The following is a 23,238-nucleotide window of genomic DNA, read 5'->3' on the forward strand; positions in this document are numbered from 1 at the left end:
TCCAAAGCTATAGCGATCAAGTGGTTAGCGCATTTTTTAAAGGGCAACAAAAGGGAAACAAAACAAACTATTGGGGTAAACAAGAAGGCAACAATCATGATTATTTTACATTGCTTTAACGCGGGCCTTAATAACGGGTGGTCTATGATGGAAAAAAGATGACAGAAAACAAAGTACAACGTAGAAAACCCAAATTCCAAACAACAAACGGCAAACTGCCACGGCCACTATAAGTGCAAGTGTAAATTCAAAAATCAACCCCAATACAATCACAAGCAATTCGGAAAAAACCAGGGCTTCGTAAATCCATTTCCAAATTGATACAATTTTCAAATTTCCATGTTGGACCATTTCTAAATCCCAAACAAAAAACCATAAACAACAAACCGTAAACAACTAACTAAAGCTCGACCATGAAATTCACCAGCTCTTCCTTTTGATCTATGGGCAACTTTTTACGTAGACGATATCGGGCTACCCGAACACTATCCGGAGTGACCCTTAGGATAGAGGCAATTTCCTTTGAGGTAAGGTTCAATCGTAACAACATCCCCAGTCTCATCTCGGCCGGAGAAAGGTTGCTTTCCGAAAGAGAGGAAAGCTTTTTGATAAAGTCTGGATGAATCTCCTTAAAAAAATTCATGAACTCGTCCCATTCGTGCTCTTGTTGTAGATTAAAGTCGATTTCCTTGGCCAAATCCTTTATCTTGATACTGGAATCCATATTTTTCCGGGATGCAATATTTCGCAGGGTATTGGACAAATCGAGTAGGATTTTGTTCTTTTGGGATAAATGCAGGCTATATCTCGAGAGTGCCGCGGTCTTCAATTTAATCTCCCGTTGCAAGTTCTTTTCCTCATATTCTTTTTTTTCCAATTCCGCCTTTAACGTCCTTTGCCTATATTCCTGTAACTTCAATTTGGCCTTTCGTTTTCTTCCCATATAGCTATAAAGGATGGTCAAAATGGCCGCTATGGCAAAAAGGGCTACCCATAGTAGGTTTTGATTGGCCCGGTTTACCTTGTTCTGTTCTTTTAATAGTTGAATCTCCGCTTCCTTTTTGTTGGTTTCATAAATGGCCTGTAAGACGTTGAGCTGATTGGTGTTGTGTGCTTGAAGCCACGCTTTGTTGTACTTTTCGGCTTCTATAAGATGCTTATGTGCTTCTTTGTAATTCCCAATCAATGCATAGGCTTTGGACAGGTCTTTGTTGGCACTTTCCAGTTGATGGTAGTCATGGATTCTATCTGCCACCAAAAGTGCCTTTTGAGTATACTCAATAGATTGGATATAGTCTCCTTGTTTACGATATGTATCGCCCAAGTTATTGAGCACATTGGCCTCTTCACGAGTGCCTTTGTCCCTTAAATATCCATAGGATTTGGCAAAATATTCGTAGGCGCGGTCATACTGGCCCAAATCCTCGTAGATACTACCAATATTTTCGTTCACCATTGATATACCGTTAACATCCTCCAATTTTATGAATAATGACAAGCTTTCTTTTTGGTAGTTCAATGCCTGCAAATATTCTCCCTGTTTTTCATAACATGAGCCTAAAAGGCCTTTTGAAACAGCTTGTCCTTGTACGTAGCCCAAATTCTCCGAACTTCGAAGACTCTCATCGAAAAACTGCTTGGCCAGTTCAAATTTGTTCAGGGAAAGATGCACTTTTCCAATACTATTGTTCAATATGGCATAGAGTGTATCATTTGCATCGGAATCGACAAATTCGATGGCCTTATTATATTGGTCCACAGCTTCGGAATACACTCCGGTTTGACGATAGAATTCTCCTAATTGAAGATGGCCATGGGCAATCTTTTCCTGGGACGGCTGCTTTTTAACCTTTTCCAAATTCGCCTTAAGCATAAAAAAGGTTGAATCCAATTGCCTATAGAAGGAGGGTGAACCTGTTTCCATTTGGCCACTGCAAAGGGATATCGATACCAACAGCAAGGAAAAGCGAAAAAAATCAAAAAGGGTCGGGGTCATTAGATAGCTTTTGAAGGCCGAAGTATATCATTTACAATAACTATTGCATTATTATAGGGTTATTAAAACTTTAAAATAAAAAACCCTCACTATTCAGTAAGGGTTAATTCTATAACGACTGGTAAAGGTTTTTAAGCTTCAAACGGCTCTATGGAAACATAGGATTTTCCACCTGCCTTCTTTTCAAATTTAACCAGGCCATCTACTTTGGCATGTAAAGTATGGTCCTTGCCAGCATATACGTTTTCACCGGGATTGTGTTTGGTACCGCGTTGTCTAACGATAATATTTCCAGCAATGGCAGCTTGACCACCATAAATCTTTACGCCTAAGCGTTTCGATTCTGATTCCCTACCGTTTTTTGAACTACCTACACCTTTTTTATGTGCCATGATCTATCGTTTTTTAGTTCGTTTCTTATTTTTCCAATGCCGCTATCAAATCGGCTTTCTTCATTGAGGAATACCCCGTAATATCCTTCGCTTTGGCCATTTCTTTGAGTTCGGCCACTGTTTTCTTGCTCAAGTCTTCAACCGCTTTGGGTGCTGGCTTGGGCTTAGCGGTCTCCTTCACCGGAGCGGCTTTTGGAGCTTCTTTTTTTACTTCGGCCTTCTTGGCGGCAGGCTTTTCCTCCTTCGCCTTTTCAGCAGTAGCTTTTTTAGCCCCTTTGGCAATAATACTTTCCACAACAATCTCCGTAAGGTATTGTCTATGGCCGTTTTTCTTACGATATCCCTTGCGTCTTTTCTTTTTGAAGACGATTACTTTATCACCTTTTAGGTGCTTAACGACTTTAGCCTCAACAGCGGCTCCGTCTATAGCCGGGGCGCCAACAGTTACGTTCTTACCGTCATCCAAAAGAAGTACATTGTTAAAGGTAACCTTTTTGCCTTCTTCCGTTTGCAAACGGTGAACATACACTTTTTGGTCTTTTGCAACTTTAAATTGCTGCCCTGCCATCTCTACAATTGCGTACATAGCGTGTATATTGATTTTAATTTAATAGTCCTCATTTTGGACTCTCCTCCCCTAAAAATCCACCTTTGGATTTTTTTATAGGCGGGTGCAAATATAGGGGTAATTCGCTAATCCACAAGTGATTTTAAGGAGTTTTTAAACCGATTTATTTTTGGGGTTATTGCTTGTCTTGAAAAGCTGCATAAAAGAAAGCGTAAGTACTAAAGAAGTAGCAAAACCCATAACAGCGACCGTAAGGAAAACTATACCCTCAAAATTGCGATAGTCCTTGGCCCATGCCGTGGAAAGCTCATTTAAAAACTCGACGTTGAGCTCGGTAGAATACAATGCAAAAAACAAAGTGAAAATTAAGGTAGCCACGCACCCCGTAATCAAGCCAGCGGTAAAACCTTTTCCATAATTGAATCCCTCCTTGTCCCTTAACCTAAAAAACTTAATGGCTTCATAAATTCCAAAACCCGTAATCACCCCATTAAAAAGACTATAGAATACATTAATGTGTAGATTGAAGAGCGATAGCATGAGGAAATAGGCAATAAGGCAACCACTTGTGGCCACACCAAATCTAATGGGCAAAGCAAACTCCTTCATTTCCCATGTTTTTATATTAATCTAAAAATACAAAATATGTTAGAAATTCTTGTTAAAGCGTAGCTAGGATCTTACTCAATCCCTTAAAAAAATTAAATTCGTGTAACAAAGAGTTTTCATTCACTACTTATTTAAAAGGATATACGGACGCAACCTTCTTAAAAATATGAAAAAGCTACCTCTCTTTTTACTTCTATCCATTCTACTGGTTTTCAGCAGTAACGCTCAGGAAGTTTCTTTTGAAGAATACGACCTCAGTAATGGACTACACGTAATCCTCCATCAGGATAATACGGCCCCTATTGTTGTGACTTCAATGGTTTATCATGTTGGGGCCAAAGACGAAGACCCCGAACGCACGGGATTTGCGCACTTTTTTGAACATCTTCTTTTTGAGGGAACCAAAAACATCGGCCGTGGGGAATGGGATAAAATAGTTTCCTCTAAAGGAGGAAGAAACAATGCCAATACCAATGATGACCGTACCTATTATTATGAAGTTTTCCCTTCCAATGCTTTGGAAACAGGCCTTTGGTTGGAATCCGAGCGGCTGCTGCACCCCGTAATCGAACAGGTGGGCGTGGACACCCAAAACGAAGTGGTGAAAGAGGAAAAAAGACAGCGTGTGGATAACCGTCCTTACGGAAATTTACTTGCGGAAATAAAGAAAAACCTTTTTGTAGAGCACCCCTACCGTTGGACTACCATTGGTTCCATGGAGCATCTGGATGCGGCCACCCTAGAAGAGTTTATCGCTTTTAACAAGAAATTCTATGTCCCGAACAATGCCGCTTTGATCGTAGCAGGCGATATCGACGTCCCATCAACGAAAAAAATGATCCAGGACTATTTTGGACCTATTCCCAAAGGCTCCAAAATCGAGCGCAGTTCCCCTAAGGAAAAACCGATTACACAGGAATTTAAGGCAACGGCCCATGACGCCAATATCCAAATACCGGCAGTAGTGGCCTGTTATAGAACACCTTCCTTTACAACAAGGGATGCCAGGGTGTTGGATATGATATCCACATATTTAAGTAATGGGAACAGTTCCAAATTGTATAAAAAACTGGTGGATGACAAAAAAATGGCCCTTGCCGTACAGGCGGTAAACTTAAGTCAAGAGGATTACGGTATTTACGCCATTTTGGCCCTTCCCTTGGGGGAGACCCCTTTAGATGCTTTAGTTGTGGAATTTGACCAGGAGATTCAAAAATTGCAGGCAGAACTCATTTCGGAAAAGGACCATCAAAAACTGTTGAACCAGTTTGAAAATCAATTTGTGAACTCCAACGCGACTCTCGAAGGAGTTGCAGCTTCCTTAGCCGAATATTATCTACTCTATGGGGATACCAACCTTATTAATTCCGAAATAGACTTGTATCGTTCCATAACCCGGGAAGAAATTAGGGACATTGCCAAAAAATACCTGGGCTCAAATCAACGCTTATTACTGGAGTATTTACCGAAAACGGAAAACCAATAAGATGAAAAAATCCATTTTATCACTGTTTTTATTGATTACATGCGCTTTAACAGCGCAACTGGACAGAAGCAAGGAACCAGAGATAGGACCTATTCCCGAAATCAATTTAGGCGTTCCCCAAACTTTTAAATTGGACAATGGTCTGCAGGTTATCGTTGTTGAAAACCATAAACTCCCTAGGGTCTCCTATACGTTGGCCATAGACAACCCTCCCTATGTGGAAGGTGAAATAGCTGGCGTAAGTCAGTTGACCGGCAGCTTATTGGGCAAAGGCTCTACCAATATGGATAAGGATACCTACAACGAAGAAGTGGACTATATGGGCGCATCAATTACTTTTAGTTCTATTGGGGCCTCTGCTTCCGGTCTATCCAAATACGCGGATCGAATTTTGGAACTGCTTGCCGATGCGGCACTTAATCCCAATTTTACGACGGAAGAACTGGAAAAGGAACGAAACATTCTTTTGGATGCCCTTAAATCCGGGGAAAAAAGTGTGGCCACCGCAGCAAGAAGGGTAGAAAGTGCATTGGCATACGGGGTGAACCATCCGTATGGGGAATTTATGACCCAAGAAAGTGTAAAACGGGTTACCCTTGAGCAAGTGGCATCCAATTATCGTAACTATTTTGTTCCTAAAAACGCTTATTTAGCCATAATAGGTGATGTGGATTTCGAGAAGACCAAAGAAAAAGTTACTGAACTTTTTCAATTATGGCGAAAGGCCAGTCCACCTGTTTTTACACTCGCTGAACCAAAAAATGTACAGTACACCCAAATAAATTTTGTGGATATGCCCAATGCGGTACAGTCTGAAATTGCTGTACAAAATGTGATAGATTTAAAAATGGGGGATAAAGACTACTTTCCCTCGTTATTGGCCAATAATATCCTAGGCGGTGGTATGCGCAGCTACCTAAATGCCAGTCTTCGTGAGGACAAGGGGTATACCTATGGCGCTAGATCAAATATTGGGGCGGATAGATATGTCTCCCGCTTTCGTGCCGGAGCCAGTGTACGAAATGCGGTTACGGACAGTGCCGTAACGGTATTTCTGGACCAATTAAATCGGATTAGAAATGAAAAGGTGGTTGCCGAGGAAATCGAAATCTCCAAAGCCGAATATATGGGGGAATTTGTCATGGCCTTGGAACGACCGGAAACCATTGCGCGTTATGCCCTTAATATTCTGACCGAAGATTTACCCGAGGATTTTTACACCACCTACTTGGAAAAAATTAATGCGGTAACGGCGGAACAAATCCAAGAAGCCGCCCAAAAATTCATTGCCTTGAACAATTTCCGAATCGTGGTTACGGGAAAGGGAAGCGAAGTTGCCGAGAATTTGGAAAAGATACCCTTCAATGGAAAGAATATTCCCGTAAAGTATTTTGACAAATACGCAAACGCAACGGAAACACCGGATTATAGTGCCAAAATACCAGATGGCATTACGGCCAATGATGTTATCCATAAATATCTCAGTGCCTTGGGTGGAAAGGAAAAACTGGAAGGGGTACAATCTTATGCCTTAATGGCAGAGGCAGAAATGCAAGGGGCAAAATTGAATCTTGAACTGAAAAAAACGGCCAAGAACCAATTTATGCAAGATGTTAAGGTGATGGGTAATTCCATGAGCAAGCAGGTCCTCGACGGTGATATGGGCTATATGGTGATGCAAGGTCAACGCAAGGATTTGGGAGAAGCGGAATTGAAGAAGGTAAAAGAAGAGTCCGCTCCTTTTCCGGAGCTCAACTACTTAAACAATAATGTTGTTCTGGAAGGTATCGAAACCATTGAAGGTAAGAAAGCCTATAAATTGAGAATAAACGATGAAAAATCAATTTTCTATGATATGGAAAGTGGCCTTAAGTTACAAGAGGTCAATACTACGGAAATGCAAGGGCAGAAAATGCAACAAACTTTGATCTATGATGATTACAAAGAAGTATCCGGCATAAAATTCCCTTTCAAATTAACCCAATCCATGGGGCCTCAAAGTATGGAGTTTTTGGTACAGGAAATAAAAGTGAATGAGGGGGTCTCAGATGCGGATTTTGAATAAAAAATGAACACGGACAGGGTTTAAACCTTGTCCGTGCCCTCTTCAATTAAATAAACACTAACCAATCTTGCGGATAGTAGCCTCGCCAACAACGATGCCTCTATCTATTTTTGGACTGCCTTCATAGGTAATATGGGTTTCCCCATAGCAAGTAACTTTAAGCCTGTCCGCTACGTTAACCCTAAAATCACTTTCGCCATAGGCCAATATCTTGGTGTCCTCATTGTCAATGCCCAAGGTATTTACCTTGCTTTCACCGTAAGCCGTAAACTTTTGATAACCCACAGTTCCCTTTTGAACTTCGAGGTAGCTCTCTCCATAGATAGTGACCTTGAGCTTTTCCAAGTCAACATCGGAGAGGTATACTTGTGATTCGCCATAAATTCGCAATGTAAAATCTTTTTGGTCTATTGTGCTATCGCAACGTATTATTTCTTCGCCTCGAACGGACAGGGTTTCCAAACTTTTATAAGTGATTATCGCCTTTACCTCGGCTCCCTCGTAATAGGCCCTACTCATATTGTACCCGTTTCCACTGACCTTTTCATTTCTATCCAATGTTTTGGCACCATCCAGATAGATACGTAAAGTCTTGCCTTCGACCTCCACATTGATTTCCTCTTCGGACACGTTGGCGTATTCAAAATACACGGATTCCTTGTCTCCTTCAACTAAGGTTGCGCTGATATAAGGACTAAGGATAATCTTATCAAAAGAGTCTACCGCCAAGGTTTTGGTCTGGGCATTCATTTGGAACACTCCAAGGGCTAAAAAAGTAAGGATCAAATTGTACAAAGTATTTTTTTTCATCTCCATAGGTTTTATTGTTGTTTCTTCCAGTATATGAAAGACTATATGTGGAATAAATTGTTACAGTTATTGACCAAAAATTTCCAAGTGCTATTAGGTAAATTTTCATGACGAAAAACAGTCTAAAACGTTTTCATCGCCTAACTTTGCAAAAATAAATGGACTTGAAAGTTTTTTGGGCGTCTTTTTTTATTTTCCTCTATGTCTTGGCTATGCTCCGTCCTGTATTCCCTTTGTTTGAATATATAGTAGATCAAGATTACATTGCCGAATTTCTTTGTATTAATAAGGACAAGGTAGAAATGCAATGTAATGGAAAGTGCTACCTTATGCAAAGACTCAACGAACAGAACGAAGAGAAAAAACAGAATCTCCCAAAAATAGCCATGGAAGAATATCCCATAGGTTTTATTGATGTTCTCGCCATCCCTGCACAAAAGATTGAAATTACCCGAAGTACCTCAGCCCTTTATTACAGTAATAACTACAGTTTTCTATTTAGCGACTCCAGCTTTCGCCCGCCTAGCTTTGGCGTTTAGTTTTTCTTTTTTTGTAGGTCCAAATCTGATTGAAGCTCATGGACCTGCCAACTATCTATTTCCAAAAATTTAAAAATACATACGTGAAAGTTTATATCTCTACCATCTTAGCGATGGTAACACTAGCGCTTTGTGCCCAAGAAACAAATAGTACCAACATTGAAAAATGGTCCGCGGGCAGACCGGATGGACATGCTCCTATCCCGATAATGGGGGATCACATGCACGGTAAGGGTGAATGGATGTTCAGCTACCGATACATGTATATGAATATGGAGGATTTAAAGCAGGGGAGCGATGATGCCTCTTTTGATGATGCCTTGGCCAATTATATGGTGACCCCTACCCAAATGCCTATGAATATGCATATGCTAGGTGCTATGTATGCCCCAAGTGATAAGCTCACTTTAATGGTTATGTTCAATTACCTGTCCATGGAAATGGACCACGTTACCCGAATGGGCGGCATGTTCACTACTGAAGCTTCGGGATTGGGTGACATCCAAGTTTCCGGACTCTACAAGTTCTTCAATAAGAATAGGCAAACGATGCATGCCCAATTGGGATTTTCCATCCCTAGCGGTAGCATTACGGAAAGTGATGTTACACCGGCATCTTTACCTAATGCGGTGGAACTGCCTTATCCCATGCAAATTGGAAGCGGCACTTTTGATACAAATTTAGCACTGACTTATCTCTGCCAAGGAAACATTCTATCTTATGGAGGTCAATTAAGAGGTATTTTCCGCTTTGGGGAAAATGATAGAGGATACCGTTATGGAAACCGCTTTAGCTTAAACAATTGGTTGGCCGCAAAAGCAACGGATTGGTTAAGCTTTTCGCTGCGCTTAGAAGGACTGTTGGTAGGTGAAATAGATGGGATGGATCCCAACCTAAATCCTATGATGGTCATAACAGCGGATACCGATAATTCCGGTGGGAACTATTTGAATTCCGGGATAGGATTTAACACTTATGTTCCAAATGGACCTTTAAAAAACCTTCGAATAGGTTTTGAATATGCCCTCCCCTTGTACCAAGATTTAAACGGAATACAATTGAAGAGCAGGGAAACCTTGACGTTGGGGCTACAGTATGCATTCAAGTAACTAGAATTTAACCAATGAAAACCATTTCTGTCTGGGTTTCCCTGTGGTTTCCATGACAGGAATGGTTTATATTTGTAAAAAACAAAATGAGAAGAACAGTTTTTTTATTTGCCGTTTTGGTAGTTGCAGTATCATGCAAAGAGGATAAAAAATCAATGGCAAACCCAAATACGGCGCAGATGGAAAAGGTAATGGCTATCCATGACGAAGTAATGCCTAAAATGGGCACTATAGGGAAATTGGTAGCGGAATTAAAACCTAAAGTGGATTCAACGGAAATGGGAATGGAATATGAAAAGGCAATGAAAGACCTACAAGCTTCACATCAAAGTATGATGGACTGGATGAGAGGTTTTGGAGACCGTTTTGATTCCGATGAAATCCTTAACGGAAAAGCGCTTACGGAACAAAAGCAAAAGTGGTTGGATGAGGAGGAAGTAAAAGTTAGAGCTTTAAAGGAGGAAATAAATTCCAGCATAGAGGGTGCGCAAGCAGTGCTTAAAAAGCAAGACTGACCAAACGCCAAAGGCCTCAACCTAAATTGGTCTTTAGGCTACTCTTTCCATCTTAGGGTTTCCATTATTCTTCGAATATCCTTCTGTAGATAGGCCGCTGCCGGATAAATGGAATCATAGTTGGGTTTTGCATAAAAATATAGTGATCCCGTGACAAAATGCGAGGTACTGTCCGTAACATAAAATTGAGCTTGGGATGCCGCATTGCCACTAACTTCATAGAACGTTCCAAAAACCCGTTCCTCAGGATTCAAGAACTCCTTGGCCTCTATACCATCTGCCTTGACCACATGTTCATAAGACAGTTTTTGGGCATCCGAAAGCAACTTCTCCAAGTTATCATTTACCTCTTTATAGGTGATAAAAATGGAACCTTTAATTCTTGGATAATCTAGTGTGAGTGAATTGTTCCCTTCGTCTTTTAATCGGGCCATGGTATTGTATTGGAATTGGAAATTCTTTGTTTCCAAATTCTCTGTTTTAAAATCCGGATACTCCAATCGCAACATGGCCTTGGGCCTGGGAATAATGTTCTCCTTACAACCCATTCCCAAGAGAATAATTATAAAAGCCAAAAAAATAAATCTATTTCTCATGGGGAAGTGTAACCTTTATTTGTTTCAATCGTTTTTTATCCAAGCTTTCAACTACAAATTGGTAGTCTCTAAAAAGAACCTTTTCTCCTTTCTTGGGGAAACTTCCTGCTATCTCCAATACAAAACCGGCTATGGTTTCGGACTCTCCCTTATTCTCCTCAAAAAGTTCCTCATTGCCTATTTTGATTACCCGAAAAAAATCCTTTAAGGTGGTCTTCCCCTCAAAAACATAGTTGTGATCATCCAATTTGGAAAACACCAAATCCTCATCATCAAATTCATCACTGATATCTCCAACAATCTCTTCAATGATATCTTCCAGGGTTACAATACCCGAAGTGCCTCCATATTCATCCACAACAATGGCCAAATGGTTCTTCTTATCTTGGAATTCTAGCAAAAGATCATCCAATTTCTTGTTTTCCGGCACAAAATAAGGTTCACGTATCAAGGATATCCAATTGAAGTTTTTCCGGTCTATATAGGGCAACAAATCTTTTACATAAAGTACTCCCAACACATTGTCCATATGCTCCGAAAAAACGGGGATACGGGAATACCCGTTCTTCTTTATTTCCTCAAGGACTTCGGGAAACTTCATCTCCTCGCTCAGGGCGAATATATCGATACGCGGACGCATAACCTGTTTGGTATCCGTATTGCCAAACGATACGATGCCCTGTAGTATTTTTTGTTCTTCCTTGGTCGTATCACCTTCCGAAGTAAGTTCCAAGGCCTGGGAGAGATGATCCACACTCAAATTGGACTTTTGTTTGCCCAATTTATTATACAAAAAAATTGTGCCTGATCGCATGGGAAAGCTCAATGGTGAGAAAAGAAAATCGAGCACCTTGAGCGGATAAGCCATAAAATATGAAAATTTCATCCGGTTTCTATTGGCATAAACCTTGGGTAGGATTTCACCGAACATTAAGATCAAGAAGGTAGCCACAATAACCTCCAACAAAAAACGCACAGAAATAAAGCCCAGCCAAACTTGGTCTATAGTAGAGAAAAGTGTATCCCCAATACTATTGAACAAAAGCACTATCCCTATGTTTATGGTGTTGTTAGCAATAAGAATGGTCGCCAATAGCTTTTTAGGACGCTCCAACAGACGAACAATTATGGTGCCCTTGCCCGTTTTATTCTCTCCAATTTCATTTATATCCGTTTGGGAGAGTCCAAAAAGGGCCACTTCCGCGCCTGAAATTAGAGCGGAACAGATTAGCAAGACTATAAGAATACCAAACTTCAGTGCCAATGCACCATCAAAAACTACAGAACTAAGAAATAAACTATGGGGGTCAGGGTCCAACAGTCACAATTTTATTTTGAATTTCCTAGAAAGGGAGGTCGTCTTCCGGTTCCGGCTCACTCACATGAGCGGTATTTTCAACGGGCTTTGTTCCGGGGTTGCCGGAAATTGGTCTTTGTTCCTGAGGAGTATTGGATTGTGCATTGGACATACTTTCGCTTTTAGTGGAAAGAAAGGTGAAATCCTGGACCTGTATTTCCGTAGAATACCGGGTATTACCATCTTCACCTTGCCATTGGCGCGTTTTTAATCGACCTTCCACATATATTTTATCTCCTTTACTCAAGTATTTTTCGCAAATCTCAGCAGCCTTGTTCCGAACAACAATATTATGCCATTCCGTATTGGTCACCTTTTCTCCGGTTTGTCTATTGGTGTATGTCTCGTTGGTGGCAATTGGAAACCTCCCTATGCAACCCCCTCCTTCAAAATAGTGCATTTTAACTTCATCGCCCAAATGCCCTATCAACATTACTTTATTCAATGTTCCACTCATGCTCTTGTAATATGTTTTTTGATTGAAATCAAAAATACGAATTTTTGAATGCTTTTATGAAATCCGAAATTAAAACCGGAACGGGATAACTTTCCAAGTCTTCCAATGAAATACCGTTCTTAAGTTCAACTTTACTCTCTATGATCCAAAATCTTGTATATAGATGTTGGTGTGAAAGTTTGTGCACTATCAATGATTCATTATACAAAAGTAATCGAAAGGAATCATCATCGGTTACCATTTCCTTTAACTTCTTCCTAACCTCTTTATCGTTTAATTCGTTTTCCGACTCCAAAAGAGGGAATTCCCAAAGGTTTTGCCATATTCCTTTTCCCCTTCGCTGATTCAATATCGTTTTATTATTTGGGTCCAGCCATACCAGATAATTGAAATTTCTTTTTCTAACCTTGGTTTTGTTTTCTTTTATGGGTAGTGTTTGTACTAAGTTCTTTTCCAATGCCACGCAGCTCTCGTTTAATGGGCAAAGCAGGCAATATGGTTTTTTGGGAGCACATTGTATGGCCCCGAATTCCATAATCCCCTGATTATAGTCCCTAATATTTTTCCGGTCCATGACTTCCCCGGCCAACTGCTTAAAATATTTTACCCCTTTTGTACTGTTGATGGGCATGGCTACCCCGAAATGACGTGCAAGGACGCGATATACGTTTCCATCCACCACGGGCTGAGGCTCATCAAAACAAATGGAAGCTATGGCACTGGCCGTATAATCCCCAACACCCTTAAGCTTTAAAAGTTCATTATAGGAATTAGGGAAATGACCATCATACTCGCTTACCACGATCTTAGCCGTCGCATGCAGATTGCGCGCTCTGGAATAATACCCTAATCCCTGCCAGAGTTTCAAAACCCTTTCTTCTGATGCATTGGCCAAATCTTGTACATTGGGAAAATTTTCAATGAATTTTAAATAATAGGGTTTCCCTTGTACTACACGGGTTTGTTGAAGAATGATTTCCGAAAGCCAAATTTTATAGGGATCCCGTGTACTTCTCCAAGGCAAGCTTCGTTTATTTTCTGAATACCAATGAAGGATTTTTTGGGAAAAAGACATCTATGCAAATACTAATGTGCAAAAGTAGCTGTTTATATACTTAAAATTAGCTCGTTAAGGGGAAAGATTCAATTTAATTTATATATTTGCAAGCCGAAAAAACATACTGAAAATCTAATTATTAAAGATGACGAAAGCGGAAATTGTTGCGAAAATCTCAGACAAACTGGGAATTGAAAAGGGAGATGTCCAAGCCACTGTAGAATCCTTTATGGAAGAAGTGAAATCCTCGTTGGAAAGTGGGGACAATGTTTACTTGAGAGGTTTTGGAAGTTTTATTATCAAGACTAGAGCCGAAAAAACAGGCAGAAATATCTCCAAAAATACCACTATTAAGATACCGGCCCACAACATTCCGGCATTCAAGCCCGCCAAGGTTTTTGTAGAAGGGGTTAAAAGTAACGTTCAAGTTAAATAACATATTCAATTAAAAGGAGAACTTTATGCCGAGTGGTAAAAAACGAAAAAGACATAAGGTTGCTACCCATAAACGCAAAAAGCGGAGGAGAGCAAACCGACACAAGAAAAAGTAGTTTTTGCAACTACTTTTTCATTTTAATACGTTCATTGACATAGAAATTCCCAAAAGAATTTCGACGGGTTTGTACAACCTGTTTTAATAATTGTTCAATCAGCATATCCGCTATTTTGTAAGGATGTGCTATAAATAAAATCAGGTGAATAGAGAATTAATCGTAAGATCTAGTTCCGATGCCGTCGATTTTGCCCTGTTAAAGGATGGAAAGCTCACCGAATTGCACAAAGAAGAGGACAACAACGATTTTTCCGTTGGAGACATCTTTTTAGCCAAGGTGCGTAAGCCCGTAACCGGCCTCAATGCCGCATTTGTAAATGTAGGTTATGAAAAGGATGCATTTTTGCACTACCATGACCTGGGTCCGCAGCTCTCTTCCATGCTAAAGTTTATCAAAAAGGTAAGCACTGGAAAACTAAGAGACTTCTCCCTCAAAAACTTTCCATTTGAAAAGGACATTGACAAACATGGTAGCATAAACGATGTTATCAAAGCCAATCAATCCTTGTTGGTGCAAATTGTTAAGGAGCCTATTTCCACCAAAGGCCCAAGGATAAGTTCCGAACTTTCCATAGCCGGACGATATCTGGTAATGGTTCCTTTCTCCGATCGTGTTTCCGTCTCTCAAAAGATAGGGAGCAACGAGGAAAAGGATAGGCTTAAGAGGCTTGTAAAGAGCATTAAGCCCAAAGGTTTCGGGGTTATAATCCGCACAGTGGCAGAAGGCAAAAAAGTGGCAGAACTGGACAAAGATTTAGAAAACTTGCTGAACAAATGGTCGGCAATGTGTAAAAAATTGTACAGAGCGCGAACACCCTCAAAAGTATTGGTAGAACTCAATAGGGCCTCAAGTATACTGCGGGATGTTTTCAATGATTCCTTTACAGGAATACATGTTGATGACGAAACGCTCTACGGACAAATTCAGGATTACGTACAGGAAATTGCATCAGGAAAGGAATCCATTGTAAAGCTCTATAATTCGTCCGTTCCCATTTTCGAAAAATTTGGAATAGAACGGCAAATTAAAACTTCCTTTGGCAGAACGGCCTCTATGAGTAAAGGAGCTTATCTGATCATAGAGCATACGGAAGCTTTGCACGTCATTGACGTGAACAGTGGCAACCGATCTAACAAAGCCAAAAATCAGGAGGATACGGCCTTGGAGGTAAACCTTTTGGCTGCTTCGGAAATTGCAAGACAACTACGTTTGCGAGATATGGGTGGCATAATTGTGGTAGACTTCATTGACATGGTAAAGGCCCCGCATAGACGCAAGCTTTTTGACCATCTAAGAGACGAAATGAAGGACGACAGGGCCAAGCATAAGATTTTGCCTCCTAGTAAATTTGGTCTTGTCCAAATAACAAGGCAACGCGTAAGGCCGGAAATGAATATCAAGACTACCGAGGAAAATCCCAATGGCAGTGGTCAAGAGGTTGAAGCCCCGATAGTTTTGATAGACAGGATAAATTCCGATTTGGAAAAACTTCTGAAAGGGCCGGCAAAGGATAACAGCATTACGCTGAATATTCATCCATTTATTGCTGCATACCTTTCCAAAGGTTTTCCATCCATCCGTTCCAAGTGGTTCTTGGAACACAAAAAATGGATAAAAATACAACCGAGAGATGCTTATACGTACCTAGAGTATCGTTTTAAAAATAAAGACGGTAAAACCATTTATTAAAAAAGCGACCCCAGTTTGGGGTCGCTTTTTTTGTTTGCTATTTTTGTTCAATGCCTTTTAGCCATGCCAATACCCTATCCGAAGCTACCAAAAAAATAGAGCGTTATTGTGCCTACCGGGAGCGCTGTCATAAAGAAGTGGTATCCAAATTAAAAGAAATGCATATGATTCCCGAGGCCATAGACCAAATTGTGGCTCACTTGATCTCAGAGAACTACCTCAACGAGGAACGTTTTGCGAAAAGCTTTGCCCGAGGAAAGTTTATCATAAAAAAATGGGGAAGAAACCGTATCATAAGAGAACTGAAACTGCGCAATATTTCCAGGTACAATATACAAACGGCACTCCAGGAAATTGATGAGGAGGACTATCAAAAAACCTTGGATACCTTAGCAAAAAAAAGGGCAGGACAGTTGACTGGAAAAAGTATTCAGGAAAAACAGAAAAAACTGGCAGATTACCTGCTCTATCGAGGTTGGGAGAACCAGCTTGTTTATGATAAGATCCAAACCTTGTTAAAAGAACATCACCTTTAACATTTGGCAGAGAATTCATTCAACCAAAGTTTAACCCTATTTAAAAATTGCATCGGAACTTATATACGAATGCGCTTGTTAGTCTCATGAATGGCTTCTTCATTCTTCCAATCTATCCACTTTTGACCTTTAAGCTTGCGCATTAAGCCATCATAATGGCGCATTATGAGGATGTTGTAAATAGCCCTAGAAACATTCCTGGGGTTACGCGCCATAGCCCTTAGGCTCATAGAAAATCCAGGGGTGAGATATTTCATGTAATGCCAATATCCCTCAGGCATATAAAGCACTTCGCCGTGATTTAAACTTGTCCTATAACCCGTCGCATGTTTCAAGGCCGGCCATTTTTCAAAATCTGGATTGGAAAAATCAATGCTTTCATGCGTAATCAAGGAATGTGGAATTTTATAGAGATACTTGGTTTCCTTCCTTGAAAAAAGGATACAGTCCTTTTGACCTTCAAAGTGAAAATGGAAGATATTGGCCAAATCTATATCATAATGCATAAAGGTATGGGAATCCCTTCCGCCGAAAAAAAGCATGGGCAGACCTTTCATGAATCGAAGCCCCAAGTCGGGATAATCGAAGTCATCCTGAAGTTCAGGAATCTCCTTTAGGATATTCCAAAGAAAAATGCGGTACTTCGTAGGCGTTGTTTTCAATAAGTCAATATAATCCGACATATTCATCCGTGCATGCGGCTCGTTAAATCCGTCTTTGTGATGCACGGGCCTGTCATCATATAAAGGAACTATCTTATCCCTTGCAACCTTCCGCATATACTCCAGATTCCATTTGGAATACGCGGGCCAGCCAAGTGTACATTCCTCAATGACAACCGGTTTTTGGGGTTTAAAATAGGTTTCCATAAACTCTTTTTTGGTAAGAGTTTTAGCTCTGGGGATGTCCTTTAATTCCAACGGTATTCAGGTTATTTAAACATCAAAGGTAAAAAACCTTACAAAATGCTTTCCTAAAATTAACCTTTGATTAAGAGACTACTGGGGAATTTTTGACTTCGCTTTTGCAGCTTCATTACGTTCAATGGTATGTCCGGGACGTGTCCATTTAGGCTTTTCGCCCAAGCCCTGTAGCATTGAATCCGAGGCCTCAACGGTCTCTGGCTGATTATGCTTTTCAAAGGGTTTCTGACTGTTGAGTCCAAGCAAGGCGAACATTTCCATATCCTCGTTTACATCCGGGTTTGGTGTGGTCAAGAGTTTATCTCCGGCAAAAATTGAATTGGCCCCGGCAAAGAAACAAAGTGCCTGCCCTTCCCTACTCATTTGGGTACGGCCCGCCGAAAGTCGCACTTGGGTCTCGGGCATTACAATTCGCGTGGCGGCAACCATACGTACCATATCCCAAATGGCCACTGGTTCTATATCCTCCATAGGAGTCCCTTCCACAGCCACCAATGCGTTTATGGGTACGGATTCCGGTTGAGGGTTTAAAGAAGACAACGCAACGAGCATCCCGGCACGATCCTCCAATTTTTCCCCCATACCAATAATACCCCCGCTACATACCGTAACATTACTTTTTCTAACATTATCTATAGTCTCTAAACGGTCTTCAAAGGCACGTGTTGAGATGACGTCTTTATAGTAATCTTCAGAAGTATCTAAATTATGGTTGTAGGCGTACAGTCCGGCTTCCGCTAAACGTTTGGCTTGGTTTTCGGTAAGCATCCCCAAAGTACAACAGACTTCCATATCCAATTTGTTGATGGTACGCACCATTTCCAGCACTTGATCAAATTCAGGACCGTCCTTTACATTTCGCCACGCGGCTCCCATACAAACCCTTGAGCTTCCGGATTCCTTTGCCCGTAATGCCTGTGCCTTAACATGGGAAACGGACATAAGGTCATTCTTCTCAATATCCGTATGGTATCTAGCCGCTTGGGGACAATACCCACAATCCTCGGAACATCCGCCAGTTTTGATGGACAATAAAGTGGAAACTTGTACTGTATTGGGGTCGTGGTGTCTTCTATGTACCGTTGCCGCTTCATACAGCAATTCCATTAGCGGTTTGTTGTATATATTTAGAATTTCTTCCTTGGTCCAGTCATGTCTAGTATTGTTCATAACATTGAATTATATCCGAATCAAAATTAGCGAATTAAAATAAGCTGCTAAGGAACAACATCGGCATTGGCTAAAATATGATATTTGTTTGTTTTTTGGTCATCCTTTATTCAAAGAATTTAAGTGTATACCATATTCATGATGACCAAGCCAACTACATATTTAACCCCAAAGGTTTTCTAACTTTTGAGGTCCTTCCTGGAGCTATACCAATTTCATGATCTAGTCCAAGTAAATCCTAACATTTATTCCGTATCCTTGGTGTTTTTTTTTGGCTTTGTATTATTCTCTGTTTCAGAGGAGACTTCTTCACTATCCAGGGCTTTTCCCTTTAAATATTCAGGAAGCTGCATACCCGCCATATTGAACATCTCTTGTAATGGAGGCACGGACTTATACATACTAGAAATGAAGTTAGCTGTTGAGCCCTTACCATCGGTAGTCTTGGCCCCCGAGTCCCATACAGTAACCTTATCGATTTTAATATTCTTTATCGCCTCGGCCTGGGTTTTGACCAACTCTGGAAGCTTATCCGCTATCAATAAGAGTACCGCATCCTTTGGATCATTACCAGCCGCCTTTACTATTTCATCCAAACCTTGAGCTTGTTTGGTCAATACTTCAAAAAGCCCTTGAGCTTCTGCCTGTGCCTTAAACAAAATAGCATCCGCTTCTCCACGGGCTTGTCGACGTATCTTCTCCGCTTCGGCCTCGGCATCAATCTCGACTTTCTTTTTATCAATTTCAGCAGGTACGACGATATCTGCAATCTGCGAAGAGCGTTCGCGCTCTGCCCTTGCTATTTCTGCATCTTTTTCGGCCGCATAGGATTCTTCCAATGCCTTGGCCGATTGTACCTTTTCAGCGGCAATGGCCGTGCGCTCGGCTTCTGCTTCACGTTGCCGTCGTAACGAATCGGAATTGGCCACATCTATTTTAGCTATATTCTCCCCTTCAACGGCCTGGGCATTTGCAGCGGCTACCTGAGTACGCTCATCTTGCAGGGCATTGGCTTCACCAATGGAACCATCCCTATTCTTTTCCGCTACTGACTTACGAGCCGCATTTATGGCATGGGCCGCAGCTTCTTTCCCCAGTGCTTCGATATAACCGGATTCATCAACAATGTCGGTAATATTTACATTAATTAATTTAAGCCCGACTTTCTTCAATTCCGACTCTACACTTTGTGAAATGTTAGTCAAGAATTTATCCCTATCCGAGTTAATCTCTTCAATATCCATTGAAGCTACAACCAAACGTAATTGTCCAAAGATAATTTCCTGGGCCAATTCCTGAATTTCATTTTGGCCAAGACCCAAAAGACGTTCGGCAGCATTCTGCATAATTCCAGGCTCGGTAGAAATACCAATGGTAAAACGTGAGGGTACGTTAACACGAATATTTTGTTTACTCAATGCATTTACCAAACTCACTTCAATAGAAATTGGAGTTAAATCCAAAAACTGATAGTCCTGGATAACCGGCCAGATAAATGCAGCGCCACCATGAATACATTTGGCCGAACTGCCGCCACCCACTTTTCCGTAAACGACAAGGATACGATCAGACGGACAGCGTTTATACCTTCGGATGAAGGAGATGATAATTATAAAAAAGAACAGAATGGCAAAGCCAATAGCTAATAAAGAGGCACTACCTCCCAATTGTAACGGTAATAGAAGCATATGGTTATTTATTTAATAGTTCAACAATTAGCAAACCGTTTTCCGTGATAGCCTTAACACGTACGACGTTACCTAAAACGAGATCTTTTTTCTCATCGGTAAGTGCCTCCAATTCTCGTAAAGTACCTTGAACGGTAATACTTACCTTGCCAATTTTGGAGCGGCCGGCACCGATGGTCAGATATACTTCACCAACTTGATTTAAAGCACTTTTCAACCTCAAGGTTCCGCTACTCTGTAGTTTTCCCAGATAATAAAAGAGTGAGGCCATGGCAAGCATCATCAATAATCCGCAGATTACCGAAATTAAAACAGTAAGCCCTTTAGATAAACCCTCATCAAGACAAGCGATTCCAGACCAACCGAAAATGGTCAAAAAACCCATCAAATTTTTAAAAGATAAGAATTGGAACCCAATGCCATGATCACCTTCCACATCGGCATCCACATCGCCAGCATCCATATCTTCAGCATCACCGCCCAGCAAAGTAAGAATAAGAAGGATAATCAAAATTGTCGAAGCAATGAGGGCAACGACCCAATAAATTTTTTCAAATAAAGTCAGAGCTGCAAACCATTCTTCCATATACTTTAAGTTTTCTTGTTAAGAATTATTAAGATAGTACCTTTTTCAAAATTAGGAAGGTATCTTAAATTGAAAGTAAAATACTTACTGCGTTTCCGCCAAATCCGACAGAATTAACCATTACTTTTCGAATCTTTGAAGGTATCTTGAAATCTTCGGCGAAGGGTACTCTTATAACTTCTTGATGTTGCAACATTAATATGGCCATTTCAATACTCAACATACCTGAAGCTCCAAAAGTGTGGCCTACTATCCACTTATTGGTAGTTAAAAAAGGTGTTTTGTTACAAAAAACCTTCTTAATAGCCTTATATTCTGACAAATCTCCCTTAATTGTTCCAGGTGTGTGCATCACGATTACGTCAACGTATTCCGGGTCTAAATCATTTAAAGCCATTTCCATGGATCGCTGAAAACAAAGTGCATCACTTGAAATGGAAACATAATGTTCCAAAGGTTCCGTAGCATATCCGATTCCTTCTATAATCGCCAACGAATTATGACGAATGCCTTTTTCCAAACAAGCAACAGAGGCCCCTTCGCCCAATACCATTGAATTTTTATTTTTCTCCAAATCCAAGGCTCTACATGGATAAAAAGTACGCTCGGTAGTTGCTTGGCCATTGGCATATATTTTTAATGCTTTCATTTGGGCCAAAGTAAATGGGGTTAGAGGTGCCTCACTCCCTCCTACCAAAAACCTATCGACCATACCGCTATTGATCCAGGCCATCCCGTTCAACACTGCATGTAGGGCGGTAGAACAAGTAATGGAATGTGAAATTTCAGGGCCTTTGGTTTTTAAATCGTGGGCTATCCAAGAAGAAATATTACCCAAAGTAGTTGTAGGTGAAGAAAGTGGGGAAACTTTGCCGGTTTCCCTAAAGTTCTCATGATGCTTTTCAAAAAGTGTCGTTGCCCCCCGGGAAGACCCTATATTAATACCAAAATTATCTCCTTGTTTCCATCCAGCTCTTTTTATGGCTTGTCTAGAAACATACAAGGCATATAGCACGGTATCATCCAGGTTTTCGTATTTGGCATTGGAACTTCTTAGGGAATTAATGGCGTGTTTTGCTTTTTGTGATAGGGGAGCCATCCAGTCCTTATGATTGCCCAAACTTCTTTTTTCAAAAAGAGGTTTCCCCTGCCGGTAACTGTCCCGGACATCTTCAGTTGATTTTCCCAAGGAAGAAATGGAAGAAATTGCAGTTATGGTAATAGGTTGTTCTGGCATAGCTTCAACGGAATTCAAATACTATCCAAAGCACTTTTTATAGTACTATAAACCTTATCCAACTGTTCATCCAAAATAACGTAAGGCGCCAAAATGTAAATAGTGTTTCCGAGAGGACGCAAAAATACACCTTTATCCATAAAGGATTGGAAGAGTTTGTCCCTAAGATTACCATAGCGCTCCGTTTGTACATTTAAATCCAATGCGAAAATAGTACCACATTGCCGGATAGCAGCTACTTGGTGATGACTCTTGATTTGTTGGCCAAAATCTTCATGTGATTTTATAATACGTTGGATATTATTTTGAATTTCTTCAGAGCATAATAACTCGATTCCGGCCAAAGCTGCGGTACAGGCCAAAGGGTTGGCTGTATAGGTGTGCCCATGGAATAAGCCTTTGGTTATCTCATTACTGTAAAATGCGTCATAAACCTTTCTAGAACAACTGGTAATGGCCATGGGCATTAATCCAGCGGTCAAGGCCTTGGATAGGCAAATAATATCGGGGGCAGTCGTCAACTGATCTGATGCAAAATAGGTTCCCGTCTTCCCGAATCCCGTCATTACTTCATCTGCAATGGTCAACACTTCATTCTGCTGTAACAGCTCAAGAATGCGGTCCAACCCCACTGCATCATGTGTTTTCATTGCGGCGGCACCCTGTACAAGCGGTTCATATATAAAACCCGCTATATCTTTTTGTTTTAGCCGTATTTTCAGATTTGATAGAAGGCTCTCAATATTGTCTTTTGTGGGAACTGGAATTCGCTCCACATCAATAAAAAAATCCTCAAAAGGGCCATTGTAAACCGATAGCCCGGAAACGGACATTGCACCAAAGGTATCCCCATGGAATCCTTCTTCAAAAGCCAAAAGCACCTTCCTTTTGTCGCCTTTGTTGAAATGGTATTGCAGTGCCATTTTTATCCCGATTTCAACAGCTGTGGACCCGTTATCGGAAAAGAAAATTTTTTCTTGGTTCTGCGGTAAAATCTTGATCAGTTCCTCTGATAATTCTATGGCGGGTTCATGTGTAAAACCACTGAATACCACTTGGTCCAACCGATGCATCTGTTTTTGTACCCTTTCCAGGATAAAGTCATTGCAATGCCCATACATACAGGTATACCAAGAGGCAATACCATCAATATACTCTTTGCCATTTTCATCGTACAAAATTGCTCCCTTGGCCCTTACAATTCCTAAAGTATTAGGATGGGTCTTGTGCTGGGTAAGTGGATGCCAAATGTGTTTCCGGTCTCGTTTGGAGAGATTTTTAGCTGTCATTGAATTTGAT

23 protein-coding genes are annotated in these 23,238 nt (G+C 40.8%); 8 read left to right on the forward strand and 15 right to left on the reverse strand.

Translation table 11 applies throughout. The features are described 5' to 3' along the window. Positions 1-400 precede the first annotated feature (400 nt). The 4 genes from ACP2AF_RS03220 to ACP2AF_RS03235 all read right to left on the reverse strand — a co-directional run bounded on the left by ACP2AF_RS03220 (position 401) and on the right by ACP2AF_RS03235 (position 3,565). A complete protein-coding gene (locus ACP2AF_RS03220; protein WP_425234802.1) occupies positions 401-1,996 on the reverse strand; it encodes a tetratricopeptide repeat protein in 1,596 nt (531 codons plus the stop codon). A 131-nt stretch (positions 1,997-2,127) separates the two neighbouring features. Then, positions 2,128-2,388 carry a 50S ribosomal protein L27 gene (gene rpmA, locus ACP2AF_RS03225; RefSeq protein ID WP_425234803.1) on the reverse strand — a complete coding sequence of 87 codons (261 nt, stop codon included), beginning with the start codon at positions 2,386-2,388 and terminating at the stop codon, positions 2,128-2,130. Between the two features lie 25 nt (positions 2,389-2,413). Further along, positions 2,414-2,974: a 50S ribosomal protein L21 gene (rplU, locus tag ACP2AF_RS03230; protein ID WP_425234804.1), complete on the reverse strand. Its 561-nt coding sequence runs from the start codon at positions 2,972-2,974 to the stop codon at positions 2,414-2,416. Between the two features lie 135 nt (positions 2,975-3,109). Continuing rightward, positions 3,110-3,565: a DUF4199 domain-containing protein gene (locus tag ACP2AF_RS03235; protein WP_425234805.1), complete on the reverse strand. Its 456-nt coding sequence runs from the start codon at positions 3,563-3,565 to the stop codon at positions 3,110-3,112. Between the two features lie 166 nt (positions 3,566-3,731). Between ACP2AF_RS03235 and ACP2AF_RS03240 the strand changes: the two genes are divergently transcribed. Further along, positions 3,732-5,051 (forward strand): M16 family metallopeptidase, encoded by a 1,320-nt coding sequence (locus ACP2AF_RS03240; protein WP_425234806.1) that lies wholly within the window; start codon positions 3,732-3,734, stop codon positions 5,049-5,051. A gap of 1 nt (position 5,052) precedes the next feature. Beyond that, positions 5,053-7,116, forward strand: a complete 2,064-nt coding sequence (locus ACP2AF_RS03245; RefSeq protein ID WP_425234807.1) for a M16 family metallopeptidase — start codon at positions 5,053-5,055, stop codon at positions 7,114-7,116. Between the two features lie 57 nt (positions 7,117-7,173). Here ACP2AF_RS03245 and ACP2AF_RS03250 read toward each other — a convergent pair whose 3' ends face one another. Next, a complete protein-coding gene (locus ACP2AF_RS03250; RefSeq protein ID WP_425234808.1) occupies positions 7,174-7,926 on the reverse strand; it encodes a head GIN domain-containing protein in 753 nt (250 codons plus the stop codon). A gap of 158 nt (positions 7,927-8,084) precedes the next feature. Between ACP2AF_RS03250 and ACP2AF_RS03255 the strand changes: the two genes are divergently transcribed. From ACP2AF_RS03255 to ACP2AF_RS03265, 3 genes are all read left to right on the forward strand, one after another. Beyond that, positions 8,085-8,465 (forward strand): hypothetical protein, encoded by a 381-nt coding sequence (locus ACP2AF_RS03255; protein ID WP_425234809.1) that lies wholly within the window; start codon positions 8,085-8,087, stop codon positions 8,463-8,465. A gap of 83 nt (positions 8,466-8,548) precedes the next feature. Then, the gene (locus tag ACP2AF_RS03260; protein WP_425234810.1) at positions 8,549-9,574 is read left to right on the forward strand and encodes a transporter; all 1,026 of its coding nucleotides are present in this window, start codon (positions 8,549-8,551) and stop codon (positions 9,572-9,574) included. 86 nt (positions 9,575-9,660) lie between these two features. Beyond that, the gene (locus tag ACP2AF_RS03265; protein ID WP_425234811.1) at positions 9,661-10,089 is read left to right on the forward strand and encodes a hypothetical protein; all 429 of its coding nucleotides are present in this window, start codon (positions 9,661-9,663) and stop codon (positions 10,087-10,089) included. Positions 10,090-10,127: 38 nt separating this feature from the next. On the opposite strand, the gene gldD is transcribed toward ACP2AF_RS03265, so the two are convergent. The 4 genes from gldD to mutY are packed head-to-tail and all read right to left on the reverse strand — an operon-like array spanning position 10,128 to position 13,574. Further along, positions 10,128-10,685 (reverse strand): gliding motility lipoprotein GldD, encoded by a 558-nt coding sequence (gene gldD / locus ACP2AF_RS03270; protein ID WP_425234812.1) that lies wholly within the window; start codon positions 10,683-10,685, stop codon positions 10,128-10,130. After that, entirely contained in the window at positions 10,675-12,003 is a 1,329-nt protein-coding gene (locus ACP2AF_RS03275; protein ID WP_425234813.1) for a gliding motility-associated protein GldE, read from the reverse strand. Before ACP2AF_RS03275 ends, gldD begins: the two co-directional genes overlap by 11 nt. Before the next feature lie 25 nt (positions 12,004-12,028). After that, positions 12,029-12,499: a single-stranded DNA-binding protein gene (locus tag ACP2AF_RS03280; protein WP_425234814.1), complete on the reverse strand. Its 471-nt coding sequence runs from the start codon at positions 12,497-12,499 to the stop codon at positions 12,029-12,031. 28 nt (positions 12,500-12,527) lie between these two features. After that, positions 12,528-13,574: an A/G-specific adenine glycosylase gene (gene mutY / locus ACP2AF_RS03285; RefSeq protein WP_425234815.1), complete on the reverse strand. Its 1,047-nt coding sequence runs from the start codon at positions 13,572-13,574 to the stop codon at positions 12,528-12,530. A gap of 127 nt (positions 13,575-13,701) precedes the next feature. On the opposite strand from mutY, the gene ACP2AF_RS03290 reads away from it, so the two are divergent. The 3 genes from ACP2AF_RS03290 to ACP2AF_RS03300 all read left to right on the forward strand — a co-directional run bounded on the left by ACP2AF_RS03290 (position 13,702) and on the right by ACP2AF_RS03300 (position 16,335). Then, positions 13,702-13,992, forward strand: coding sequence for an HU family DNA-binding protein (locus ACP2AF_RS03290; protein WP_120710341.1), 291 nt, complete (start codon positions 13,702-13,704; stop codon positions 13,990-13,992). A gap of 259 nt (positions 13,993-14,251) precedes the next feature. Beyond that, the gene (locus ACP2AF_RS03295; protein WP_425234816.1) at positions 14,252-15,799 is read left to right on the forward strand and encodes an Rne/Rng family ribonuclease; all 1,548 of its coding nucleotides are present in this window, start codon (positions 14,252-14,254) and stop codon (positions 15,797-15,799) included. A gap of 50 nt (positions 15,800-15,849) precedes the next feature. Beyond that, positions 15,850-16,335, forward strand: coding sequence for a regulatory protein RecX (locus ACP2AF_RS03300; RefSeq protein WP_425234817.1), 486 nt, complete (start codon positions 15,850-15,852; stop codon positions 16,333-16,335). A gap of 59 nt (positions 16,336-16,394) precedes the next feature. On the opposite strand, the gene ACP2AF_RS03305 is transcribed toward ACP2AF_RS03300, so the two are convergent. The 6 genes from ACP2AF_RS03305 to bioA form a co-directional block, all read right to left on the reverse strand. Further along, complete coding sequence (locus ACP2AF_RS03305) at positions 16,395-17,204, reverse strand: cupin-like domain-containing protein (RefSeq protein ID WP_425234818.1); 810 nt, start codon at positions 17,202-17,204, stop codon at positions 16,395-16,397. Between the two features lie 129 nt (positions 17,205-17,333). Next, positions 17,334-18,428 (reverse strand): biotin synthase BioB, encoded by a 1,095-nt coding sequence (bioB, locus tag ACP2AF_RS03310; protein WP_425234819.1) that lies wholly within the window; start codon positions 18,426-18,428, stop codon positions 17,334-17,336. Positions 18,429-18,673: 245 nt separating this feature from the next. Then, positions 18,674-20,116: a flotillin family protein gene (locus ACP2AF_RS03315; RefSeq protein ID WP_425234820.1), complete on the reverse strand. Its 1,443-nt coding sequence runs from the start codon at positions 20,114-20,116 to the stop codon at positions 18,674-18,676. Positions 20,117-20,120: 4 nt separating this feature from the next. After that, positions 20,121-20,702, reverse strand: coding sequence for a hypothetical protein (locus ACP2AF_RS03320; protein ID WP_425234821.1), 582 nt, complete (start codon positions 20,700-20,702; stop codon positions 20,121-20,123). A 64-nt stretch (positions 20,703-20,766) separates the two neighbouring features. Next, positions 20,767-21,939: a beta-ketoacyl synthase N-terminal-like domain-containing protein gene (locus tag ACP2AF_RS03325; RefSeq protein WP_425234822.1), complete on the reverse strand. Its 1,173-nt coding sequence runs from the start codon at positions 21,937-21,939 to the stop codon at positions 20,767-20,769. Between the two features lie 14 nt (positions 21,940-21,953). Further along, a complete protein-coding gene (gene bioA, locus ACP2AF_RS03330) occupies positions 21,954-23,228 on the reverse strand; it encodes an adenosylmethionine--8-amino-7-oxononanoate transaminase (RefSeq protein WP_425234823.1) in 1,275 nt (424 codons plus the stop codon). Positions 23,229-23,238 lie beyond the last annotated feature (10 nt).

It is taken from the genome of Ulvibacterium sp. (genome assembly GCF_965248315.1).
Taxonomy (GTDB): domain Bacteria; phylum Bacteroidota; class Bacteroidia; order Flavobacteriales; family Flavobacteriaceae; genus Ulvibacterium.

Bases quoted from the DNA above. Each gene is read 5' to 3' on its own strand.
- gldD (WP_425234812.1), bottom strand. From the start codon at position 10,685: ATGAGAAATAGATTTATTTTTTTGGCTTTTATAATTATTCTCTTGGGA.
- ACP2AF_RS03245 (WP_425234807.1), top strand. From the start codon at position 5,053: ATGAAAAAATCCATTTTATCACTGTTTTTATTGATTACATGCGCTTTA.
- ACP2AF_RS03320 (WP_425234821.1), bottom strand. From the start codon at position 20,702: ATGGAAGAATGGTTTGCAGCTCTGACTTTATTTGAAAAAATTTATTGG.
- mutY (WP_425234815.1), bottom strand. From the start codon at position 13,574: ATGTCTTTTTCCCAAAAAATCCTTCATTGGTATTCAGAAAATAAACGA.
- rplU (WP_425234804.1), bottom strand. From the start codon at position 2,974: ATGTACGCAATTGTAGAGATGGCAGGGCAGCAATTTAAAGTTGCAAAA.
- ACP2AF_RS03305 (WP_425234818.1), bottom strand. From the start codon at position 17,204: ATGGAAACCTATTTTAAACCCCAAAAACCGGTTGTCATTGAGGAATGT.
- ACP2AF_RS03325 (WP_425234822.1), bottom strand. From the start codon at position 21,939: ATGCCAGAACAACCTATTACCATAACTGCAATTTCTTCCATTTCTTCC.
- ACP2AF_RS03240 (WP_425234806.1), top strand. From the start codon at position 3,732: ATGAAAAAGCTACCTCTCTTTTTACTTCTATCCATTCTACTGGTTTTC.
- ACP2AF_RS03290 (WP_120710341.1), top strand. From the start codon at position 13,702: ATGACGAAAGCGGAAATTGTTGCGAAAATCTCAGACAAACTGGGAATT.
- ACP2AF_RS03235 (WP_425234805.1), bottom strand. From the start codon at position 3,565: ATGAAGGAGTTTGCTTTGCCCATTAGATTTGGTGTGGCCACAAGTGGT.
- bioA (WP_425234823.1), bottom strand. From the start codon at position 23,228: ATGACAGCTAAAAATCTCTCCAAACGAGACCGGAAACACATTTGGCAT.
- rpmA (WP_425234803.1), bottom strand. From the start codon at position 2,388: ATGGCACATAAAAAAGGTGTAGGTAGTTCAAAAAACGGTAGGGAATCA.
- ACP2AF_RS03220 (WP_425234802.1), bottom strand. From the start codon at position 1,996: ATGACCCCGACCCTTTTTGATTTTTTTCGCTTTTCCTTGCTGTTGGTA.
- ACP2AF_RS03300 (WP_425234817.1), top strand. From the start codon at position 15,850: ATGCCTTTTAGCCATGCCAATACCCTATCCGAAGCTACCAAAAAAATA.
- ACP2AF_RS03315 (WP_425234820.1), bottom strand. From the start codon at position 20,116: ATGCTTCTATTACCGTTACAATTGGGAGGTAGTGCCTCTTTATTAGCT.
- bioB (WP_425234819.1), bottom strand. From the start codon at position 18,428: ATGAACAATACTAGACATGACTGGACCAAGGAAGAAATTCTAAATATA.
- ACP2AF_RS03255 (WP_425234809.1), top strand. From the start codon at position 8,085: ATGGACTTGAAAGTTTTTTGGGCGTCTTTTTTTATTTTCCTCTATGTC.
- ACP2AF_RS03250 (WP_425234808.1), bottom strand. From the start codon at position 7,926: ATGAAAAAAAATACTTTGTACAATTTGATCCTTACTTTTTTAGCCCTT.
- ACP2AF_RS03280 (WP_425234814.1), bottom strand. From the start codon at position 12,499: ATGAGTGGAACATTGAATAAAGTAATGTTGATAGGGCATTTGGGCGAT.
- ACP2AF_RS03265 (WP_425234811.1), top strand. From the start codon at position 9,661: ATGAGAAGAACAGTTTTTTTATTTGCCGTTTTGGTAGTTGCAGTATCA.